Origin of the sequence: Gabonibacter chumensis (assembly GCF_024741215.1) — a bacterium.
GTDB classification, from domain to species: Bacteria; Bacteroidota; Bacteroidia; order Bacteroidales; family Marinifilaceae; genus Gabonibacter; species Gabonibacter massiliensis.
In genome coordinates this window covers 865,676-889,196 of sequence record NZ_JANSKB010000001.1, presented here as the reverse complement: position 1 = coordinate 889,196, position 23,521 = coordinate 865,676, and the positions used below count along the sequence as shown (strand labels likewise).

Here is a 23,521-nt window from a genome sequence, read left to right as displayed (position 1 = left end):
TCTCAGGTTTCTGTTTCTTCCATATCCACCAGATAAACGTAAAAAATAGAAAAAATAATGAAGCCAGACATATTATTTGACTCCCACTCAACCGAATTTCTATTGTTCGGTCAAACTAACAACTATTTAAGGTGAACACCATTAAAAACCAAATCCATTTTCCCATAGTCCAGTTAAATGAATAATACAACTTATCATTTTGCCCCTTGGTTTTACTATATAACAACTGAAAATGAAAAATGGGGCAGTATAATACACAAAAACTTTCGGGTAAATGCAAAAATATATAATACGCCATTGAACTTTTTTTAGTAATTTAGCATCGACAAAATGTTGATTATGGCACAAGAGAATCCGGAAGGGAATAAACAGTTAACTAAAAAAATAAGCCCGTATAAAATCATATACCCTATCATTATCGGGTTAGCTGTTGTCTCTTATATGTTATACAAGGAATTTGACCCGAAAGCTTTCGACGTGATCACTTTCACCTGGAGTACGATTTTCTGGCTTTTCGTGGCTTTTTTATGCATGATCATTCGGGATTTGGGTTACGTAATCCGAATTCGCGTACTCTCGGGTGGCCGATTGAAATGGATTCAAGCCATACGGATTATTTTCTTATGGGAGTTTACCTCGGCTGTTACCCCTTCAGCTATCGGAGGAACAAGTTTGGCCATTTTATTCGTGCATAAAGAGGGTATTGGCGTAGGGAAAAGTTCGGCCATGGTCATGGCCACCTCTTTTTTAGACGAGCTCTACTTTATCATCATGTTTCCGTTGATTCTGCTATTCGTCAACCATCAGGCTCTATGGTACATGCCGGATACAACCAAAGCCGTTGCAGACAGTTTGATTCTCTTTGCCGTTATCGGTTATGGTATCAAATTAGCCTATTTGATCATTTTGAGCTACGGGCTATTTAAAAACCCAAGAGGTCTGAAATTTCTGATCATGAAGCTTTTCAAATGGAGAATATTACGAAAATGGAGACACGATGCCAACGAAGCCGGAAGCGATATCATCCGCAACTCCATTGAATTACGAAGAATGCCTTTCGGCTTCTGGTTAAAGACTTTCGGGGCTACCTTTTGTTCATGGACGGCTCGGTATTGGGTAGTAAATGCCATTTTAGTAGCTTTTTGGTTCGGGCGTTATGACTGGACCCAACATTTTCTTATCTTCGCAAGACAACTCGTGATGTGGATCATGATGTTGGTGAGTCCCACTCCCGGAGGAAGCGGTTTTGCGGAATTTGTCTTTTCAAAGTACCTCGGAGAATTCCTTCCGAACGCAGGAGTCGCTATCGCGATGGCGATCTTATGGCGTCTGATTAGCTATTATCCTTATCTGTTCGTAGGCGTTTTTATCGTTCCCCGTTGGATAGCAAAAAATTTTGGTAAATCATCGAAAAAAGAAACCGTAAATTAAATGGATTATGGGATTTTTTAATCAACCGAAACCTAAACGCTTCGAGCTAAAACCCCGCTATTGGGATCCGGAAGCAGAAGCAAGAAAAGAGCGAGAGAAAAGGATGAGGGCCGAACTCGGCCTAAAAGAAGACGGTGAAGAGTACATCCCTGACGTAAGGTCCGGTTTTCAACGGGAATACGCGCGCAGGAAAGCCAACAGGCCTGCCAAGTCAATGAGCTATTCTTTACGGCTGTTTTTGATCCTCATCGTTATTCTACTGGTCATATTTTATCTGGCCACATACAAACTCGACTTGATTCTCAAACTATTTTAGTACTAAAAACAAACGAAATTTATGTCCGATATTATTCAACTCTTACCTGATTCCGTGGCCAATCAAATTGCTGCCGGAGAGGTTGTACAACGTCCGGCTTCCGTGGTTAAAGAACTAATGGAAAACGCCATCGATGCCGGAGCTACACAAATTCAGGTTATTTTGAAAAATGTAGGAAAAGCGCTTATTCAAGTCATTGACAACGGTAGCGGAATGTCACCAAGAGATGCCCGCATGGCATTCGAACGTCACGCTACGTCTAAAATCAAAACTGCGACGGATCTGTTCAATATCCGGACCATGGGGTTCCGGGGAGAAGCCTTGGCTTCCATTGCCTCCGTAGCCGAAGTGGAACTAAAGACGAAAAAAGAAGAGGAGGAATTGGGTACTTATCTTTTTATTGCCGATTCCGAATTAAAGAACCAGGAAAGCATCAATTGCAACAGGGGAACCAATCTTTCCGTGAAAAATTTATTTTACAACATTCCCGCCCGCCGCAAATTTTTAAAATCGGACACCACGGAGCTACGAAACATTACAATCGAATTTTTACGGGTAGCCCTTACCGCTCCGCATATCGCATTCTCTTTAGTCAATAACGGAAATGAGATTTACAATTTTCCTATCTCCGGGTTACGGCAACGCTTGGTCAACGCATTCGGTAAAACCATAAATCCCAAGTTAATCACGGTGGGGTGCGAAACCGGCTTTATCGCGATTAACGGTTTCGTGTGTGCTCCACAACACTCCAGAAAGAGCTACGGGGAACAGTATTTTTTCGTAAACAATCGCTTCATGAAACACAACTATTTCCACAAAGCAGTGTTAGAAGCTTACTCCGGTTTAATCAGCCCGGATACGATTCCCTCCTATTTTCTCTATTTCACGATAGATCCCTCCATGATCGATGTTAACATCCACCCAACAAAAACAGAAATAAAATTTCAGGATGAAAACGCTATTTTTCAAATCATTTTAGCTTGTGTAAAAGAGGCTTTGGGAAAATTCAACATTACCCCTACAATCGATTTCGACACGGAGGGGAAAGTCGATTTTTCACCGGAAACGACACCTGTCATCCCCAAAATACCGAAAGTAAGTTACAACCCACGTTACAACCCGTTCAATTACGCGACCTCCATTTCAAAAGAAGATTCCGATTTCGAGCGTCCCGCTTCTTCTCCCAAAGAATACACGCGTGAGCAAGTAAAAAAAGAACGGGTACCGGCTAATTGGGATGCCCTTTTTCAAGGATTAGAAGAAAAAGAAGAGGTCATACAAACAGAAATTCCGGAAATGGCCGTCAAACAAGAAGACCACGAGGGAGTGATCTCTTTTATCCAAATGAAAGGCCGTTATATCGTTACCCCGGTTCATTCGGGATTGATGTTTATAGATCAGAAAAGAGCCCATGAGCGGGTACTCTTCGAACGTTATCGCGAATCATTGATGCAACAGAAAGTATGCGGCCAGAAGAGTCTCTTCCCGGAAACATTGGAACTATCAGCAGATGACTTCTTGCTGGTAAAAGAGATTCTCAACGACTTGAACGTATTAGGATTCGAATTAGGCGAATTCGGTAAAAATTGTTATGCCGTTTACACGACACCACCCGATCTCTCACATGCACGGGGCAAAGAGGTCCTGATTAATTTAATCGAACACTACAAAAGCACGGAAGGTTCCATACGCGAAAAAATGCAGGACCGGATTGCACTTTCATTGGCAAAAGCCGCAGCCTTAAGTTACGATACCGTATTGAGCAAACAAGAGATGAACGACCTTTTCGATAGCCTTTTTGCCTGTACTCATCCGAACTATACGGCTGACGGGAAAACCATCATTCACATTTTAAAAAATGAAGAGGTCATACCTTGGTTCGGTAAATCATGACGATTGAGAGATATGATGATCGAGAGATTAAAGGATTCTGTGATTATTTCTTTGAGTTTACAGACCTTATGGACTATATGACTTTAAAGACTTTATTGACCCATTAGTAGTTGAGTTAGTATTTTTTCCGTTTCGGGATTGGTCGGACGCAAAAAATCAGAATCCACGATATTTCCTTCCGGATCGATTAAAATAAAACGAGGGATTCCGCGAATCAAATAAAAATCCATTAATTCCCGATTTTCTCCCATATGGAGCTCAATATCACACGTGTGTTTCTCCTTTAAAAAGCGTTCCCAAGTTCCTCTATCTTTATCACAGGATATAGAAACAAAAGCTATTTTTTTACCTTTGAATTTTTCTACCAACTTATCCCATACCACACTTTCAATCCGACAAGGCGCTCCCCAGGTCGCCCATACATTCAACAAAAGGTATTTCCCTCTAAAATCCAGGGAACGAACGACATTCCCATTTTGATCCGTATAAGCAAAATCCAAAGCGGGACACCCTTTCACAATCCGGGCGCATCGGTTATAAAAATCATAAAAATGTTTCCGGAGAGCAGAATCTTTAACATAATAATCATAAACAGTGACGATCTCTTCCGTATGTTCGTCAATACCGGAACCGACTAAATAATTGTAAGCAAAACGATCAATTAAATACTCTATCAATACCTTATTCTTCAAATTTTTTTTCACGTAATCAAATTGAGCCATAACCCGTTTATAAGCATCAAACTCCTGAATACGATAGGTACTGATTAAAGAGACCAAAGAAGCCATCCCCTCTTTATACTCTTTCAATGACATTAATTTTTCATCTTCCCGAATCAAAGCCCTAATACAATCCATATAAGCCGTATCGGGCAGGTAATCCTTGTTTCCGGTACTCCAGGCATGGTATAAAGGATAATTCTCCAAAACGGTATAGATCGTGAATTTTATTCTCTCTCGCTCCATTTTCGTAAATTCCGGATCAAAAGACATGGAATCCAAATGTTCACATTGGCTGGTGATATGATCTTTCAATTGATTTAAAAAATCACTCTCTCCCAAAGCATAGTCAAGAGATCCTTCCTGAAATCTTCTGCCATTCAGATAAATATTCTTGGCAGCCCCATCCCCCTCAAAACGAACGTTTTGACGAACTTTATTCCCGTAAATAAAAATCGACAACGATTTTCCACTTTCGAAAAATAAAGGAATCCGATCTTTCCCGTACTTCAACACACCATACCCCAACTCGTTTAACACGATACGACCGTGTCCTCTATCATCCACGTCAACCCTGTATTCAGTAGTATCGACGGATAATACGAATTGATGTTCGTTAGTTCCAACAAGATTAAAATCAACAACAACCCTTTGATTTCTGGTACAAGATATGAATGACACCAACAATACAACTATTAACCCAAATTTCATCATTATCTATTCTACCTATTTTAGTTCGGCTAAATTAATAATAACCTCTTTTAACCTGCGTTAATATTTTGACTTTAACTTTTCATTAACATATTATATTTGTCGTTTGAAACAAATCCGGATAATTTTACACTAATACAAATAAGTTAGATTATGAATTTTATTGAAAAAACACAAGCTTTACAATATCATGCGACGGGACGTCCCGGAAAGATCGAGGTCATCCCGACAAAACCACATAGTACTCAACACGATTTATCATTGGCTTACTCCCCGGGGGTAGCAGAGCCTTGCCTCGAAATTCAGAAAAATCAGACGGAAGCGTACAAGTACACGGCTAAAAGCAATTTAGTCGCCGTTATCTCCAACGGAACAGCCGTTTTAGGCTTGGGAGACATCGGAGCTCTATCCGGCAAACCCGTAATGGAAGGAAAAGGACTTTTATTCAAAATTTTTGCAGACATAGATGTTTTCGATATCGAGGTCGACACGAAAGAAGTGGACAAGTTCATCGAAACGGTTAAAACAATAGCTCCGACTTTCGGCGGAATAAATTTAGAAGACATCAAGGCTCCCGAATGCTTTGAAATAGAGCGACGTTTAAAGGCAGAATTAGACATTCCCGTTATGCATGACGATCAGCATGGAACCGCTATCATATCGGCAGCCGGACTATTAAACGCCTTGGAACTTAACGGCAAAAAGATCGAGGAGATAAAAGTCGTTGTTAACGGTGCCGGAGCGGCTGCTATCTCTTGTGCCCGTCTTTATTTGACATTGGGAGTGAAGAAAGAGCATTTGATCATGTGTGACAGTAAAGGCGTTATCCGGAACGATCGAAAAGATTTAAACAGTGAAAAACAAGAGTTCGCTGCAGACACACCTCTACAAACTTTACAGGAAGCCTTAGTCGGAGCGGATTTATTTTTAGGTTTATCCGTGGCTGACATTCTGACAGAAGAAATGATTCAAAGCATGGGCAATAACCCCATCGTTTTTGCTTTGGCCAACCCCAATCCTGAAATCTCCTACGAGAAAGCCATCCATAGTCGCCCGGACATTATTTTTGCGACAGGTCGTTCGGATTATCCCAATCAAATTAATAACGTATTGGGTTTCCCTTACATTTTCCGAGGGGCATTAGACGTTCAAGCCAAAGGAATAAACGAGGAGATGAAATTAGCAGCCGTTTATGCTTTAGCCCGATTAACCAAAGAACCCGTTCCGGAAAAGGTTAAGATGGCTTATAACGATCCTTCCATTGCATTCGGCCGGAATTACATTATTCCAAAAGCCTTAGACGGCCGTTTGATCAGTCGTATTGCCCCGGCCGTGGCCCGGGCTGCCATAACATCCGGAATCGCCCGCAAGACAATTACCGATTGGGAAGCTTATCAGGAACAACTCGAGAAAAGAACCGGAGAGGATGACCGCCTTATGCGACGTATGACGGGAAAAGCAAAAACAGATCCCAAACGTATTGTCTTTGCAGAAGGAGCTGATATAAAAGTACTATCGGCCGTACAGGAAATCGTTACGGAGAAAATAGCGCATCCTATTCTCATTGGAAATACAACCGAAATTGAAAATTTAAAAAAACAGCTTCATTTGAAGATCGACGAATTAACGATTTTCGATCCGGCCGTGGAAAAAGAGAAGATAAGAGAATACACGCAAGCTTATTATAAGCTGAGGCAAAGAAAAGGGATCACCGCCGAACAGGCCGAAGAATTAATGCGTAATTCGAATTTTATCGGATTGATGATGGTCGAATCCGGGGACGGGGACGGACTGATATCCGGCATTCATTCCGATTATCGCCATGTACTACGGGCGGCTAAAGACATCATCGGTCTACGGGAATGTTGCAAATACGCCGTGGGGATGCATATCGTTACCCATAAAAAAGGAACTTATTTTTTGGCGGATACCACCGTTAACAGCCATCCTTCTGCCGATACGTTAGAATCCGTCACCGTCCTCACCTATGAGGCCGTGAAACAATTTAATGTAGAGCCTATTATTGCCGTAGCTTCTTACTCCAATTTCGGGGAATACCACTTGGGAAGTCCGGCACAGATACAAGAAGCCATCGAAGTTTTACATCGAAAATACCCGGAAATCATCGTGGACGGGGAAATGTCAGCTTCCGTTGCTTTTAATAAAGAGTTAAGAAAAAAACAATATCCGTTTTCCCCATTAGCGGATAAAGACGTAAACACGATCATTTTCCCCAACCTGAGTTCCGGAAGTATCGCTTTGGGCATATTACAGGAATTAGGAAGCAATGAAATCATCGGCCCGGTACTTTTAGGATTGAAAAAGCCGGTACATATTCTGCAAATGGGGTGCAGCGTACGGGATATCGTATACATGACCACCCTTGCCGTAACGGACGCTCAAAAAGAAAAACCGGTGGATATGTGCAGACTCTGATAATTGACGATTAAAAAGATTAATGATGAGGAAATCAAATTAATCACAGAATCTCCAATCACTAAATCACAGAATCATAAATGTTTCTTACCTTTGCAAAAAATATAACGTATAATCATCCGTTAAACGGAAATTTTAATTTATCTTATGAAAATAGCAATAGCATGTGACCATGCGGGTTACGAGTACAAGGAGAGATTAGTTAAATACCTTCGGGAAAAGGGACATGAAGTGAAAGATTTCGGGACTCACTCTTCCGAAAGCATGGATTATCCGGACACGGCACACCCGTTGGCCGTCAACGTGGAATCCGGAGAGTACGAAAAAGGAATTGTCCTGTGCGGAAGCGGAAACGGTATCTCCATGACAGTAAACAAGCACCAGGGAATCCGTTGCGCCCTATGCTGGAATATGGAATTAGCAGCTTTGGCGCGTCAACACAACAATGCCAATGTATGCAGTATTCCGGCTCGTTTCATTGCCTACGAAGAGGCTCAAAACGTGATCGACACCTTCTTATCGACAGCCTTCGAAGGCGGAAGACATCAACGGAGAATAGACAAGATTCCGGTAAAATAAACACCATAAAAAACGGGTCCCGAAAAAGAGACCCGTTTATTCATTTATCAGACATCAAAGGATTAATTTATATCCTTTTCCGTGAACATTGATAATTTCCACGGAAGGATCTTTCTTCAAATGTTTACGTAATTTGGTGATATAAACATCCATACTTCTTGCATTGAAATAGTTGTCATCCGCCCAAATGTTCTTCAAAGCAAAGTTTCTCTCCAATACTTTATTTACATTCAAGCATAACAAACGAAGTAATTCCGATTCTTTCGTGGTCAGTTTCTGCTCCTCTTCTCCATCAAACAAAGTTTGCTTTTTAGAGTTGAACGTCAACTTACCGATCTTAAAGATCTCTTGCTCATCTTCCGGTTTCAGTCCGGTTGATCTTCTCAATACGGCCTCAATTCTCAAAAGCAACTCTTCCATGCTGAAAGGTTTACTCATGTAATCGTCAGCTCCTAATTTGAATCCTTCCAACACATCTTCTTTCATCGTTTTTGCCGTCAAGAAAATGATTGGAATCTCGCTATTAATTTGTCGTACGTCTTTTGCCAAAGTAAAACCGTCTTTCTTCGGCATCATCACGTCAAAGATACAAATATCGAAAGGTTGATTTAAAAAAGTCTCGTAAGCGACTTCTCCATCCTCACATAAAACGGTGTCAAAACCTTTAGCTCTTAAATACTCTTTAAGCAGCATGCCGAGGTTTGTGTCATCCTCTGCTAATAAAATTTTAATTTTCTCATCCATAGCTATGTTGTTTTAAATAATTCTCTATATCGTTTTAAATTCTCTGAAAAAATATACGAAATTAGAAAAATAAGGTTCTCTTTACCTTTTGTTTTTTTGATGTTAATGGTAAAATAATGTCAAAACAGCTCCCTTTATCCGGGGAACTTTCCACGTCAATGTTTCCTCCGTGTGCTTCCACGATCTTTTTCACGTACGAAAGGCCCAGCCCAAAACCTTTCACGTCATGCAAATTTCCTGTCGACACGCGATAAAAACGTTCAAAGATCAATTTTTGATCTTTCTTAGCAATTCCTATGCCATTATCAATCACACTAATAACAATCTCATGATTCCTATTTCGCGTATAGATTGAGATCTCCGGAGCCCGGATACAATACTTAATAGCATTGTCAACCAAATTCGAAATGACGTTCGTTATATGAACCTCATCGGCCAATACTTCGTCATTTTCAGCCTCCAGGTGACCGAACATTTTACCCCCTTTATCCTCCACCCGTAAGGTAAATTTAGGTAACAAATCTTCTATAATGTCATTTATATTGATCTTTTTCAATTTTAACTTCATCCTCGTTTCTGTAAAAAGAGCGGTTTGTAACACCCGTTCCACCTGATAAGTCAAACGTTTACTCTCGTCCCGAATAATGGTAGCGACCCGATCAATGGTTTCCGGCGTATTCGTTACAGCCCCGTCCTTCAACATCTGTGAAGCCAAAGAGATTGTCGCTATCGGGGTTTTAAATTCATGAGTCATATTGTTAATAAAGTCATTCTTTATTACCGATAGTTTTTTCTGACGAATAATAACCACTAAACAGAATACAGAACAAAACAACAAAGCGAATGTGATCAATATACTGGGTAATAACATCCACAAAGAACTCGCCGCATCTCCTGCCAAATCAGGAAACCTCAAATACAGTACCGTTCCTCCTTTTTCACCCGGGAAAATTCTCTTATCCCAATATCGATCCTGTTGACTTAAAAAGTTTTTAGAGGCCAACACGAACTTTCCATTCTCTTTTATCCCGAACTCAAACGAGTTACGAATACCGTTATCGATCAGAGCATTTCCGATAAAACCGTACAAATCATTTACATCCATCCTGCCCTCTATCATTCGTTCCGGTTTATTCCCCTCCTCTACGACCAGCACGTAATCTTTTCCCAAACGTTCCTTAATCTGTTGTTGCAATTTTGCAAGAGAGGTCGATAAATTATCTTTGGTTACTTTACGACCTACAAAATCACTGACATCCTGTACATCCGAGTCATCGTCAATCAAACTCAGTACAGAACTAAACATCAAATTAGGATCATTTTTAGAAGCGATTTTCCGCTTCGGATCCACGTACATTCGAGTATCTTCTACACCATCCTCTGAACTTTTCAACAGATTGTTCCCCTCTGCAATGCGATTCATCTTCACTTTTCCCCGGATATAATCAACGACCTCATCCATCACTTTATTGACGGTATAATCAAACTGCTCTTTTTTTACTTCAAAGGCGGTTTGAAAATAGCTTGTCTGAAGCAGAATTAATCCAAATAACGAGAGACCAAACACAACACCCAATATGATAATCTGTTGTTTTCTCATACCACAAATTTAACAATTCAATTTTAACATTTCCTACTATTAACACAATTTAACTATACGACACTTGCATAGCTAATTATTTAAAAAAGCGTGGGTTGGTCATTCTTTACCTGGTCCTTTTTTAGATGTTTATAGGCCAGCTCCGTTACTTCGCGTCCCCGGGGAGTTCTTTTCAGAAACCCCTCTTTAATCAGAAAAGGTTCATAAACCTCTTCCAACGTGCCGGGGTCTTCACTTACTGCAGTAGCTATGGTTGTCAATCCGACAGGACCTCCCTTAAACTTATCGATAATGGTCAGCAGAATTTTATTATCCATCTCATCCAAACCGAATTTATCGATATTCAAAGCTTCAAGAGCATATTGAGTGATCTCATGATCGATAGCACCATTTCCTTTTACCATCGCAAAATCGCGTACCCTCCTCAACAGGGCATTCGCGATACGGGGTGTTCCCCGGCTTCTCGAAGCAATCTCTTTCGAAGCTTGACTTGTTATCTTCACGTTCAGGATAGAAGCGGAACGTTCGATAATCCCCGTTAAAATATCCAGGTCGTAATATTCCAAATGGCTGTTGATACCGAAGCGAGCACGCAAAGGAGCCGTCAGCAAACCGCTACGGGTAGTGGCTCCTATCAAGGTAAAAGGATTCAACTGTATTTGCACGGAACGGGCAGCCGGTCCTTTATCGATCATAATATCGATTTTAAAATCCTCCATAGCCGAATAGAGATACTCCTCCACGATAGGACTCAACCGATGAATCTCGTCAATAAAAAGGACATCGTTCGTTTCCAAATTAGTCAGTAAGCCGGCTAAATCGCCCGGCTTATCCAGCACCGGTCCGGAGGTAATCTTTATTCCTACTCCCAACTCATTGGCAATAATAGCAGATAAAGTTGTCTTTCCCAACCCGGGAGGCCCATGTAATAAGACATGATCCAACGACTCGTCCCTCATTTTGGCCGCCTGTACAAAAATCTCTAAATTATCCACAATCTTTTTTTGTCCCTGGAAATCACGAAAGGTCAAGGGGCGTAAAGCTTTCTCCAACTCTTTCTCACTTTCAGGAACATTCCCGCTTCTTATATCAAATCCAGCCATCTATTTTTTTTTACCTGTTTCAAAACCCGAATCCCTGTCTAAAAGGATTCTTCGTTTTCTTTTTCGAGTCTCAAATGTATAAAAACTCCATTGCATATACAATGCAGGAAAGAATTAATCACGTTTACGAACAAAAAATGTCTTCACTAAACCGGCGCATGTTTCGCCCAACACTCCGGCAACCACCTTGGTCTTCGGGTGAAGTATAGGGGGAGTCAGCCTCGCGTACCCCCGGTGCGGGTCCGATGCTCCATACACTAACTCTCCCAGCTGAGCCCACGCTAAAGCCCCCCCGCACATAGTACAAGGTTCCATCGTCACGTAAAGCGTACAGTCATTCAAATATTTCCCTCCCAACGAAGCGGTTGCCGATGTAATCGCCAACATTTCCGCGTGAGCCGTCACATCATTCAATCTCTCGGTTTGATTATGGGCTCTGGCAATGATTTTATCCTTGCAAACAATAATCGCTCCTACGGGGATCTCCCCTTCCGACTGAGCAATATAGGCTTCTTCCAAAGCCTTTTTCATAAAAAATTCATGTTTATCCATCTGATGTATCGTATAAATAGCTAAAGTCTGCATTTTTTTCGAGACCTACAAATTTTCTCTCTCATTTACGGACAAACCGACTCCCGATAGCCTTTTCATTTTTTTTCTTTGTTTAAATTCATTTTATACATACCTTTATCATGACAATTACGTAAGAATATATCTAAACATAAATAATATGCAGACGATTGACAATTACAATTTTAAAAACAGAAGGGCGTTAATTCGAGTCGACTTTAACGTACCTATGAATGACAAATTCGAAATTACAGATGATACCCGCATGCGGGCTGCCATTCCAACGATAAAAAAAGTATTGGAAAAAGGAGGTTCCGTTATTCTCATGTCTCATTTGGGACGTCCGAAAAACGGACCGGAGGATAAGTTTTCTTTGAAACACATTCAAAAGCACTTAGAGGAGTTATTGCATGCCCCCGTTAAATTCGCGGAAGATTGTGTCGGAGAACAAGCCCAAAAGATGGCAGCCGATTTAAAACCGGGAGAAGTACTCCTATTGGAAAACCTTCGTTTCCACAAAGAGGAAGAAAAAGGGGACAAACAATTTGCCAAAGAACTGGCCTCTTTAGGAGACGTATGGATCAACGACGCCTTCGGAACCGCCCACCGGGCCCATGCCTCTACTGCCGTGATCGCCGAATTTTTCCCGGACGACAAACTTTTCGGATACGTCATGAAAGGAGAATTAGAAAGCGTGGATAAAGTAATGCACAACCCGACCCGTCCTTTTACAGCCATCATGGGAGGTTCGAAAGTATCCTCTAAAATCGATATCATCATGAATCTGATGGACAAGGTAGATAACTTGATTTTGGGCGGGGGCATGACTTATACCTTTAAAAAAGCATTGGGAGGTCATATCGGAAATTCGATTTGCGAAGAAGATAAACTGGATTTAGCCCTCGACATCCTAAAAATCGCCAAAGAAAAGGGGGTCAATTTAGTGCTTTCCAACCAAACTTTAGCCGCCGACGCTTTCAGTCAGGACGCTCACACTCAAATTGTAGATCCCATGAATATCCCGGACGGCTGGGAAGGTTTGGACATCGGCCCGGAAACCCGAAAGGAATTTGCAAAAATCATTGAAAATTCAAAAACCATTCTTTGGAACGGTCCCGTGGGCGTGTTTGAGATTCCCAAATTTGCCGAAGGAACAAAAGCCATCGCCGAAGCCATCGTGAAAGCAACCGAAAAAGGGGCCTTCTCGCTTATCGGCGGAGGAGACTCGGTCGCAGCCATCAACCAATTCGGTTTAGCCGACCAAGTCAGCTACGTCTCTACCGGAGGTGGTGCATTGCTCGAATACATCGAGGGCAAAAAGCTCCCCGGAATCACGGCTATCCGGGAAGAATAATCGAAATAACGGAACTCTTTCCGAAAAGTCAATAAAAAACGTTACCTGTTTTACAGGTAACGTTTTTTATTCGTTTTTTCTCCTCTCTTTATTTTTCGCAAAAGGACCTTTCAATAAAAATTACTGAAAAAAAGTAGGAATACAATTTTATTTACATACCTTTGTATCGCTTAGGTGATTTATCCTCCCACGGGGGAATAAATTGAATAGGGAATCCGGTGAGAATCCGGAACTGAACCCTCAGCTGTAAGTTCCGCCAAAAGGGAAATTGCAATCTAATGGTCACTTTTTCAACAAGGAAAGGGAAGGCCGCAATTTCTGGAACAAGTCAGAAGACCTGCCAAGCAAAATCAGTCCCGTTGCTTTGGGGAATTAGAGCATAGGGAATGTGCGAATTTTTTCATTGTAATTTAAATGATGTTTAATGTCCGCGTGACAAGTAAATTATGATTGCTAAAACATCCAGGTATCTCTTTACCAAAAGAGATGCAAGTATCTCTTTTTCATGTATCGAAAAAGAGGATCTCTTCTTTATTATCCGGAGAGATCGCGTGTATTGCTCTGTCGAGAAGACAAGAAATACACACATTCCATCTACACCTTCGCACCTTCTTCCACTCTTTCCCTATTTTCTCCACAACAGGCCGGATTCATTATCTTATTACGTACTTTTTTCAGTAATCACCTATATTATAAATTAAAATCCAAGAAACCATGATGACAAAAGAGCAGTATGTTGAAAGTCTCCGGAAATTAAACCTTAAGGTCTATTTTATGGGAGAATTGATTAAAAATCCGGTCGATCATCCGATGATTCGTCCCTCCATGAATTCTGTTGCGATGACTTACGAACTGGCCGAAAAAGAGGAGTATAAAGCTTTAATGACAGCCAAATCCAATTTGACAGGTAAGACCATAAATCGTTTCTGCCATCTTCATCAAAGTACGGAAGATTTGAAAAACAAGGTAAAAATGCAACGTCTGGTAGGGCAAAAAACAGCCGCCTGTTTCCAACGCTGCGTCGGTATGGATGCCTTTAACGCTATTTTCTCAACTACTTTTGAAATGGATAAAGCCTACGGAACAGATTACCATCAACGGTTTATCGAATACATGAAATATGTTCAAGATAACGATTTGACAGTAGACGGAGCGATGACCGACCCCAAAGGTGACCGTAGCCTCTCTCCTTCTCAACAGGAAGATCCCGATTTATATTTACACATTACGGAAGTACGACCGGACGGTATTATCGTACGGGGAGCCAAAGCTCACCAAACCGGCGCTGTAAATTCACACGAGCATCTGATTATGCCCACGGTTGCCATGAAGGAAGATGATAAAGATTATGCCGTTTCTTTTGCGGTTCCTTCGGATGCTGAAGGTGTTTTCATGATCTACGGCCGTCAATCCTGCGACACGCGTAAAATGGAAAAAAATGCCGATATGGATTTGGGAAATTCACAATTCGGAGGACACGAAGCTTTGGTTATATTCGAAGACGTTTTCGTTCCCAACGAACGTGTCTTTATGTGTAAAGAGTACGATTTCGCCGGCATGATGGTTGAACGTTTTGCCGGATATCACAGACAATCTTACGGCGGATGTAAAGTGGGTGTAGGAGATGTATTGATCGGGGCTTCCGCCCTTGCCGCAGAATACAACGGAACAACCAAGGCAAATCACATCAAAGACAAATTGATCGAAATGGTTCATCTCAACGAAACCCTCTATGCTTGCGGTATCGCCTGTTCATCAGAAGGAGAAAAGACTTTAGCCGGAAACTACCAGATCGATCTTTTATTGGCCAATGTATGTAAACAAAATGTTACCCGTATGCCTTACGAGATTGCCCGATTAGCAGAGGACATTGCCGGAGGTATAATGGTTACCATGCCTTCCGAACAGGATTTGCGCCATCCGGAGATTGGAAGTTATGTTGCAAAATATTTACAAGGGGCTCGCGGAAAAGACACGGAAAATCGTATGCGCATACTCCGATTGATTGAAAATATCACTCTCGGAACAGCCGCTGTCGGTTACCGTACGGAATCCATGCACGGAGCAGGATCTCCTCAGGCCCAACGTATCATGATTTCCAGACAAGGAAATATCGAGGGTAAGAAAGAGTTGGCAAAAGTAATTGCGAAAATCGATGAAAACAGAAATCGAAAATAAAGATTCTCAAAATATCCTTTTTTCTAGAGTAGAACAGGTTATAGACCGAGAGATTCGTCCCTTGCTCCGGAAGCATGGCGGGGACATTATCATTCGGGAAATCCGGGGAAGAGATATTCGCGTATCTCTTCTCGGGGCCTGTCACCGTTGCCCAGCGGCTCAAATTACCATTGAAGAAACAGTTCAAGTAATACTATCGAAGCGGTTGGGTGAAGATGTTGGAAAAATTCTGTTAGTAAACGAAATGGACCCGGAACTACTGGATTTTGCCAAGCAATTATTAAAAATAAAATAATCATGAATTGGAAAGAGTTATATAAAGAGAAACGGACAACGGCCGAAGAAGCGATTAAGGCCATTCATGACAAAGACCGGGTGGTCTTCGCGCATGCCGCCGGAGTTCCCAGGGAAATTACCCGGGCATTGGTCGAACACGCCCAAGATTACCACGACGTGGAGATCTACCATATGCTATGTCTTGGTGACGGCATGTATATGCAAAAGGAAATGGAAGGTCACTTTCGTCACAACACAAACTTTGTCGGAGCCAATTCCCGGCAGGCAGTGGAGGAAGACCGGGCCGATTTCATTCCCTGTTTTTTCCATGAATTACCGACCTTTTTCCGAAACGGGACTTTACCGGTCGACGTAGCGGTTGTTCATCTTAGTCTTCCGGACAAAGACGGCTATTGTAGTTTCGGGGTTTCTTCCGACTACACGAAACCGGCTGCAGAAGCTGCACGCATCGTTATCGCCGAAATAAACGAACAAATGCCACGCGTTGGTGGTAACAATTTCATCCACGTATCCGAACTGGATTATATCGTGGAAACCTCTCTCCCTCTTATCGAATTACCCGCTCCGAAAATCGGAGAGGTCGAAAAAGCGATCGGACAACATTGCGCCTCCCTCATCGAAGATGGTTCCACTCTGCAATTGGGCATCGGAGCTATCCCAGATGCCGTACTCCAATGCCTCAAAAACAAAAAAGACCTTGGCATCCATACTGAAATGTTCTCGGACGGAGTCGTTGATCTGGTGGAACAAGGAATTATCAACGGAAGACGAAAAACCTTACATCCCGGAAAACTGGTTGCCACCTTCCTTATGGGAAGTAAACGTCTTTATGATTTTGCGGACAAAAATCCCGATGTGGAGTTATATCCAGTAAACTATGTGAACAATCCCCGGGTTATTTGCCAAAACAATCAACTGGTATCCATTAATTCCTGTATCGAAGTCGATCTTTCCGGGCAAGTAGGTTCCGAGTGTATCGGATCGAAGCAATTCAGCGGAGTGGGAGGACAAGTAGACTATGTACGAGGTGCCGCCATGTCGGAAAAGGGGATCTCCATCATGGCCATACCCTCCACTGCAGCCAAGGGAAAGGCATCACGCATTGTCCCTTTCCTTGCACCAGGAGCTGCCGTATCTACTTCCCGCAACGATGTCGACTACGTAATTACCGAATACGGCATCGCCTCCTTAAAAGGCAAAACTCTCCGGCAAAGAGCCGAAAGCCTGATTCGGATTGCCCACCCTGATTTCAGGGAAGTTTTAACGGAAGAGTTTTTCCGCCGTTTCCCGCATATTAAAAAATTTATAATATAAAAATATCATGCAATTATTCAAATTAAAAACCCGATTAAGTCATTTTGATCATTTCTCTGATTTTGCAAAAGAGTTCGATCTATCAAAAAAAGATCTTGTAATCACCAATGATTTCCTGTATACCCCTTATATGGAGAACCTACAGTTACCCTGTCGCTTTATTATGCAGGAAAATTTCGGCTCAGGAGAACCGTCGGACGAAATGATAAATCAAATACTCGGACAGATCTCTCTGAAAGAGTATGACCGAATTATCGCTGTCGGAGGAGGTACTGTCATTGACATTTCAAAACTTTTCGTTATCCGAAATTTCACAAATGCAACGGATGCTTTTCAACGCCATATTCCCATTATCAAAGAGAAGCAGTTGATTATTTTGCCTACCACCTGTGGTACAGGCAGCGAGGTAACCAATATTTCCATCGCTGAAATCAAATCCTTACACACGAAAATGGGATTAGCAGATGATGCCATTCTGGCTGACGATGCCGTTCTTATTCCTGAACTTTTAGAAGGACTTCCCTATAATTTTTTTATTTACAGCTCTATCGACGCTCTTATCCATGCGGTTGAATCTTATGTTTCTCCTCGTACAAATTCATATACGCAACTTTTTTGTAGGGCTGCCATTAAGACCATTATGGATGTATTCATTCACATAACGGCTCAAGGGCCGGAATATCGTTTTACACGTTTAACAGACATGCTAACGGCCAGCAACTATGCCGGAATTGCATTTGGGAACACCGGAGTAGGCGCCGTCCATGCTCTTTCATATCCGTTAGGCGGAAATTACCATGTCCCTCATGGAGAAGCGAATTACCAATTTTTTACAGAAGTTTTCAAACTCTACAACGAGAAAAAACCAGACGGTATCATCCGCGAAGTGAATACATTACTGGCAACAATCCTTCACTCGGACGAAAAACACGTTTACGAAGAATTAGACTACTTACTCGGTAAACTGCTTTCCAAAAATCCGCTCCACACATACGGAATGAAACAGAATGAAATCGAAAGATTTACCAATAATGTTCTTGATACGCAACAACGTCTTTTGGCAAATAATTACGTGGAATTATCCAAGAATGAAATCAAACAAATATATACTGTATTATATTAAAATCGAATATTATGGAAATCAAAGAAATGATAGAAAAAGCCCGTAAGGCGCAAACCATTTATGCCGATCGCTTTGATCAGGAAGGAGTGGATCAGGTCATTAAAGTAGCGGCACGTACCATCTTCGATCATGCCGAAGAGCTGGCTCGTCTCACGATAGCCGAAACCCAAATGGGAGTATACGCCGATAAGGTCGCCAAAAATAAAAATAAAGCCAAAGGAGTATGGTATAACCTCAGGGGAAAAAAATCCATGGGAATCTTAAGTATAGATGAGAAGACCAATCTGATAGAAATAGCAAAACCCATAGGAGTCGTAGCCGGCATAACCCCCATGACCAATCCGGTAGTTACGCCGATGTCAAAAATCATGTTTGCCTTAAAAACTAAAAACGCCATCATCATTGCCCCTCATCCCAAAGCAAAACAATGTTCTTCGGCTGCTGTAAAATTGATCATCGATGCCATCATACCTTTGGAAGTACCAGAAAACCTGGTTCAGGTGATAGAGGACCCCACGATCGAAAAGACCTGCGAGTTGATGGAAGCCTGTGATGTCGTCGTAGCCACAGGCGGAATGCCTATGGTAAAATCCGCTTACTCTTCTGGGAAACCCTCTTTTGGAGTAGGTGCGGGAAACGTTCAAGTTATTTTAGACCGTAATATCGATTGGGATGTCACTGCTGAAAAAATCATCACAGGACGGTCTTTCGACAACGGCATTATCTGCTCGGGAGAACAAAGTTTCATCTATCCCAAAGAGGAGAGAGAGGAGGTGATGAAAGCCTTCCAAAAACATGGTGCTTACCTTGTCCCGGAAAAAGACAGAGATAAAATCATTCATGCCATTTTTGAAGATAATCATATCGCCCGGGACATCGTAGGACAATCCACACAAACCATTGCCAAAAAGGCAGGTATATCAATCCCGGAAAATACCCGGGTCATAGTCGTAGAAGCTCACGGTATCGGACACGACGATCCCATATGTAAAGAGAAAATGTGTCCGGTCATGGCAGCTTTCCCCTACGAATATTTCGATGAAGCCATCCAAATCGCTAAAACCAATCTTTTTATGGAAGGAAACGGACACACGGCAGGAATCCATTCCATGAATCAGGCAAATATCATTAAAGCCGGCACGGAACTCTCCGTATCCAGACTTATCGTTAACGCGCCTTGTGCCACGACGGCCGGAGGCTCCATACAAAACGGGCTACCCGTTACAAATACGTTAGGATGCGGAAGTTGGGGAAATAACTCGATCTCAGAAAACTTCACTTATAAACATTTATTGAATATCACCCGGATCGCACCTCTGTCCACGCGTATACATGTACCTTCCGATGAAGAGATATGGAATTAAAAAAATAATTGTAAATTTGCAGAGGTACAAAATGACTGTTTTACAAGGTTCGAGTTGGTTTCATCAATCCAAACAGTCTTGTACCCTGCAAGTTTTTAATAAGCTAATACATGGAATTAAGTTTTAAAGAAATTTTTACGGCCTTTATGGTGCTGTTTGCCGTCATCGACATCACGGGTTCCACACCCATTATTATAAATCTGAATAGCAACGGGAACAAGGTCAATGCGGAAAAAGCAGCCGGAATTTCCTTGGTTATTTTTATCACCTTCCTTTTTGCCGGGGACGCATTGCTAAAATTGTTCAATATCGATATTTCCTCTTTCGCTATAGCCGGAGCTTTAGTACTTTTCGTATTAGCTATTGAAATGACATTCAGTATCGAAGTTTTCCGTAACGACGGACCCGGCGGCTCTGCCACCATCGTTCCCGTGGTCTTTCCTTTGGTAGCCGGCGCCGGCGCCCTCACGACAACCTTGTCTCTCCGAGCAGAATGTCATATCGCCAACATCATTATTGCCGTTATTTTAAATATGGCAGTAGTCTATATCGTATTAAAGAACGTAACCTTGGTAGAACGTCTGATCGGTAAAGGAGGCGTATACATTCTCCGTAAATTTTTCGGTATCATTCTGCTTGCCATGTCCGTAAAACTATTTACGAGTAACCTGACAAGTCTGCTTAACTCTTTTTCCTGAGCCTAACGATCGATACCTTCTCTGGACAAAACTCCCCGGGTATAATAATGCTTTACCTCCTGCATCTCCGTCACTAAGTCCGCAAACTCCGTTAAGGTTGCCGAAGCATAGCGGCCCGTAATAACCACTTCCGTACCGGTCGCTTTCTCTCGCAAAGCTTTCAGTGCCTCCTCCTCCGTTAATAATCGATAATAAAGGGCTATGGTCAACTCGTCCAAGATAACCACATCATACTCCCCGGAACTCAATTTTTTTGTACACTCCTCAAGTCCTTTACGAGCCATATCCATATCCATTTCTGACGGATCATGTTTAATAAAACATCCTCGTCCGAACTGACGGATCTCCAACCGATCAAACAAAGATTCTATTTGGGTCTCGTGGTATTTCATACTTTTGACAAACTGTCCGATAAAGACCCTTTTACCAGCACATAAGGCCCTCACGGCAAGTCCGAATGCAGCTGTCGTTTTTCCTTTACCGTTCCCGGTATACACCTGAATATATCCTCTTTTTTCCATCATTCCACTATATTTATAAATAGAGTTTCCCATATCACAATGAACAAAAATAAATATTTTATTTCATTTACCCTTTTTTATTCTTATCCAATTACATATAGCTAAAAATCAATGTCCTACTCCGGCAATTATTTTCGGGAAAAAACGTATTATCTTATATATTTCGTATTAAAAACAAAGTATTATTTGTTTATTACTAAATACTATCTAATTTTGCACCCGATTAGACTATCGATTTTGGTGTCACCTTTCGTTTTACGGAAGGTGGTGAAAAGGGAATCAGGTGAGAATCCTGAACAGACCCGCTGCTGTAAGCTCCACCGAAATTTTCGAACAATACTCACATCCACTGTTTCGACACGAAATGGGAAGGGCGTTTGAAAACGGAGTAAGTCAGAAGACCTGCCAAGATCGTTATAATCTTAAGCTTTCTGGGAGTAGAGCTTGGATATAAACGTGAACATCATCCGATTTATTCTTTACGACAAAAGAGTAACTTCGTCAGTTGTACCGCAGGATATTTTCCAGAAGGCTGTTTATACTTTAATGACAGCTAAAAATGAATTATTCGCATCTTATCGGTCTGAGCTTATTGTTGTTGATGACATCGGAAATTTATGCCCAACAGCAGGACACGACTAAAATGTATCACATAAAGGAAGCCGTTGTTTTCGCTAAGCAGATACAAAAAGAGATCATTCCCGTCCAAATCTTATCCGGGGCGACCCTACAAAAATTAAGCGTTCACTCGGTAGCGGATGCCTTACGCTATTTTTCCGGAGTACAAATTAAAGATTACGGGGGAATCGGAGGGTTGAAAACCGTTAATATCCGGAGTATGGGTACTCAACACGTCGGAGTTTTTTATGACGGGATCGAGTTGGGAAATGCCCAAAACGGAATTATCGATTTAGGACGGTTTTCGTTGGATAACATGGAATCCATTTCATTGTACAACGGGCAACGAAGCGCCATTTTCCAATCGGCCAAAGACTTCGGTTCAGCCGGATCCATTTATATGGTCTCCAGGATCCCCCGATTCAATCCGGGGAAAAAATACAATGCCAAATTTACCTTTAAGACCGGTTCCTTCGGGTTGGCCAATCCCTCCTTTCTGTTGGAAAACCGACTCGGTAAAAATATCAACAGTTCATTAAGCGCAGAATACATGTATACCAACGGAAAATACAAATTCAGTTACCGGAAGAAAAACGGTTACGATACCACTGAAATACGTAAGAACGGGGATGTATACGCCATTCGAGCAGAATACGGTCTTTTCGGCAAACTCAAAGAGGGAGAATGGAAAGCAAAAGCTTATTTCTATCATTCGGAAAGAGGATATCCCGGAGCCTCCGTACGTGAAGAGCCCGGGAAATTTAAAAATCAGGATCGACAATGGGATTCCAATTTTTTTCTACAAGGCTCTTTTAAAAAGTACTTCAACCGTTACAGCATGCTTATCAACGGTAAATACGCTTACGATTACCTGCATTATCTTTCCGATCCCCGCTTGGACGTTTCTACGATGTATGTAAACAACCACTATCGCCAACAAGAGGTATATCTTTCTTCCGCCAACCTGTTCAACGTTCTTCCCGGATGGAATCTAAATTTATCTGCCGATTTCCAATGGAATAAATTGAATGCAGACCTCGTCGATTTTGTCTATCCTACCCGGTATACCGGATTAATAGCCATTGCTACCGCCATTCATCTCCAACGTTTAAACATACAGGCAAGCTTGTTAGGAACTTTCGTCAACGACGAAACCGAAGTTAAAAATGCCGCCGCAGGCAGCAAACAGGAATATACACCTACCGTTATTCTCTCCTGGCAACCGTGGAAAGAAACAGATTTGAATTTCAGAGCCTTTTACAAACATATTTTCCGGATGCCGACCTTAAACGACCTGTATTATACCTTTATCGGAAACAAAGACCTGAATCCGGAATACACCACCCAATACAATGTCGGAATAACTTACGCCCGAAACTATACCCTTTCCGCTCTAAAAGGGTTCGAAATGCAGGTTGACGGATACTATAACGAGGTGACGGATAAGATTATCGCCATGCCGACCTCCAACCAATTCCGCTGGACGATGGTCAATCTGGGAAAAGTAGAAATACGGGGACTGGACGTAGCTTTACAATCCCATTGGAGTTTTAGCCGACAATGGTTACTGGACGCCCGAATCAATTATACGTATCAGAAAGCACAAGACTTTTCCAAGCCGGGAGGCTCCTATTACGGAGACCAAATCCCCTATATTCCCTGGCATAGCGGATCTATCATTCTGAACGGCAGCTATAAAAGCTGGGAGTTAAACTACAGCTTCATCTATACCGGGAAACGGTATGAGGCGAGTGCCAATATCCCGGAAAACGAAGCTAAAGAGTGGTATACCAACGATCTTTCCGCATCCAAAACATTTTTATGGAAAAAAACGAAAGTCCGTCTGACGGCAGAGGTCAATAACCTATTGAACCAGCAATACGAAGTGGTACAATGCTATCCCATGCCGGGTACCAATGTGAAATTTACGATAAATATAGAAATCTAACAAA

General features: G+C 41.9%; 19 protein-coding genes and 2 riboswitches. Of the genes, 13 read left to right on the top strand and 6 right to left on the bottom strand.

The window, feature by feature from the left end; translation table 11 throughout:
• The first annotated feature begins 339 nt into the window (after nt 1-339).
• Genes NVS78_RS03865 through mutL form a run of 3 tightly spaced genes read left to right on the top strand, consistent with a single transcriptional unit; the run spans nt 340 to nt 3,640 of the window.
• Nucleotides 340-1,431: a lysylphosphatidylglycerol synthase transmembrane domain-containing protein gene (locus NVS78_RS03865; protein WP_286358005.1), complete on the top strand. Its 1,092-nt coding sequence runs from the start codon at nt 340-342 to the stop codon at nt 1,429-1,431.
• 7 nt (nt 1,432-1,438) lie between these two features.
• Nucleotides 1,439-1,747: a hypothetical protein gene (locus NVS78_RS03860; protein WP_059027049.1), complete on the top strand. Its 309-nt coding sequence runs from the start codon at nt 1,439-1,441 to the stop codon at nt 1,745-1,747.
• A gap of 21 nt (nt 1,748-1,768) precedes the next feature.
• Entirely contained in the window at nt 1,769-3,640 is a 1,872-nt protein-coding gene (gene mutL / locus NVS78_RS03855) for a DNA mismatch repair endonuclease MutL (protein WP_286358004.1), read from the top strand.
• 92 nt (nt 3,641-3,732) lie between these two features.
• Here the strand turns inward: mutL and NVS78_RS03850 are convergent, their stop codons facing one another.
• A complete protein-coding gene (locus NVS78_RS03850; RefSeq protein ID WP_286358003.1) occupies nt 3,733-5,073 on the bottom strand; it encodes a TlpA family protein disulfide reductase in 1,341 nt (446 codons plus the stop codon).
• Between the two features lie 150 nt (nt 5,074-5,223).
• Between NVS78_RS03850 and NVS78_RS03845 the strand changes: the two genes are divergently transcribed.
• Both NVS78_RS03845 and rpiB read left to right on the top strand, forming a co-directional pair.
• A complete protein-coding gene (locus NVS78_RS03845) occupies nt 5,224-7,506 on the top strand; it encodes an NADP-dependent malic enzyme (protein ID WP_286358002.1) in 2,283 nt (760 codons plus the stop codon).
• Nucleotides 7,507-7,653: 147 nt separating this feature from the next.
• A complete protein-coding gene (rpiB, locus tag NVS78_RS03840; protein WP_286358001.1) occupies nt 7,654-8,085 on the top strand; it encodes a ribose 5-phosphate isomerase B in 432 nt (143 codons plus the stop codon).
• Between the two features lie 54 nt (nt 8,086-8,139).
• On the opposite strand, the gene rprY is transcribed toward rpiB, so the two are convergent.
• The 4 genes from rprY to NVS78_RS03820 all read right to left on the bottom strand — a co-directional run bounded on the left by rprY (nt 8,140) and on the right by NVS78_RS03820 (nt 12,084).
• On the bottom strand, nt 8,140-8,829 hold the full coding sequence (gene rprY / locus NVS78_RS03835) for a response regulator transcription factor RprY (protein WP_041503374.1): 690 nt from the start codon (nt 8,827-8,829) through the stop codon (nt 8,140-8,142).
• A gap of 61 nt (nt 8,830-8,890) precedes the next feature.
• Nucleotides 8,891-10,429, bottom strand: a complete 1,539-nt coding sequence (locus NVS78_RS03830) for a sensor histidine kinase (RefSeq protein WP_286358000.1) — start codon at nt 10,427-10,429, stop codon at nt 8,891-8,893.
• Between the two features lie 80 nt (nt 10,430-10,509).
• Nucleotides 10,510-11,532, bottom strand: a complete 1,023-nt coding sequence (ruvB, locus tag NVS78_RS03825) for a Holliday junction branch migration DNA helicase RuvB (protein ID WP_286357999.1) — start codon at nt 11,530-11,532, stop codon at nt 10,510-10,512.
• A gap of 114 nt (nt 11,533-11,646) precedes the next feature.
• Nucleotides 11,647-12,084 carry a nucleoside deaminase gene (locus NVS78_RS03820; protein ID WP_286357998.1) on the bottom strand — a complete coding sequence of 146 codons (438 nt, stop codon included), beginning with the start codon at nt 12,082-12,084 and terminating at the stop codon, nt 11,647-11,649.
• A 178-nt stretch (nt 12,085-12,262) separates the two neighbouring features.
• On the opposite strand from NVS78_RS03820, the gene NVS78_RS03815 reads away from it, so the two are divergent.
• From NVS78_RS03815 to NVS78_RS03785, 7 genes are all read left to right on the top strand, one after another.
• Nucleotides 12,263-13,456: a phosphoglycerate kinase gene (locus NVS78_RS03815; protein ID WP_286357997.1), complete on the top strand. Its 1,194-nt coding sequence runs from the start codon at nt 12,263-12,265 to the stop codon at nt 13,454-13,456.
• 155 nt (nt 13,457-13,611) lie between these two features.
• Nucleotides 13,612-13,814: riboswitch (cobalamin riboswitch) on the top strand.
• A gap of 356 nt (nt 13,815-14,170) precedes the next feature.
• On the top strand, nt 14,171-15,634 hold the full coding sequence (locus NVS78_RS03810) for a 4-hydroxyphenylacetate 3-hydroxylase family protein (RefSeq protein ID WP_286357996.1): 1,464 nt from the start codon (nt 14,171-14,173) through the stop codon (nt 15,632-15,634).
• Nucleotides 15,612-15,929, top strand: a complete 318-nt coding sequence (locus tag NVS78_RS03805; protein WP_286357995.1) for a NifU family protein — start codon at nt 15,612-15,614, stop codon at nt 15,927-15,929. Before NVS78_RS03810 ends, NVS78_RS03805 begins: the two co-directional genes overlap by 23 nt.
• Nucleotides 15,930-15,931: 2 nt before the next feature.
• Nucleotides 15,932-17,245: an acetyl-CoA hydrolase/transferase family protein gene (locus NVS78_RS03800; RefSeq protein ID WP_286357994.1), complete on the top strand. Its 1,314-nt coding sequence runs from the start codon at nt 15,932-15,934 to the stop codon at nt 17,243-17,245.
• Between the two features lie 7 nt (nt 17,246-17,252).
• Nucleotides 17,253-18,368, top strand: coding sequence for a 4-hydroxybutyrate dehydrogenase (locus tag NVS78_RS03795; RefSeq protein ID WP_286357993.1), 1,116 nt, complete (start codon nt 17,253-17,255; stop codon nt 18,366-18,368).
• 11 nt (nt 18,369-18,379) lie between these two features.
• A complete protein-coding gene (locus NVS78_RS03790; RefSeq protein WP_286357992.1) occupies nt 18,380-19,732 on the top strand; it encodes an aldehyde dehydrogenase family protein in 1,353 nt (450 codons plus the stop codon).
• A 110-nt stretch (nt 19,733-19,842) separates the two neighbouring features.
• A complete protein-coding gene (locus NVS78_RS03785) occupies nt 19,843-20,430 on the top strand; it encodes a MarC family protein (protein WP_286357991.1) in 588 nt (195 codons plus the stop codon).
• Nucleotides 20,431-20,432: 2 nt separating this feature from the next.
• Here NVS78_RS03785 and NVS78_RS03780 read toward each other — a convergent pair whose 3' ends face one another.
• On the bottom strand, nt 20,433-20,951 hold the full coding sequence (locus NVS78_RS03780; RefSeq protein ID WP_286358458.1) for a cob(I)yrinic acid a,c-diamide adenosyltransferase: 519 nt from the start codon (nt 20,949-20,951) through the stop codon (nt 20,433-20,435).
• 221 nt (nt 20,952-21,172) lie between these two features.
• Nucleotides 21,173-21,375, top strand: a riboswitch (cobalamin riboswitch).
• 135 nt (nt 21,376-21,510) lie between these two features.
• Between NVS78_RS03780 and NVS78_RS03775 the strand changes: the two genes are divergently transcribed.
• On the top strand, nt 21,511-23,517 hold the full coding sequence (locus tag NVS78_RS03775; protein WP_434802118.1) for a TonB-dependent receptor: 2,007 nt from the start codon (nt 21,511-21,513) through the stop codon (nt 23,515-23,517).
• Nucleotides 23,518-23,521 lie beyond the last annotated feature (4 nt).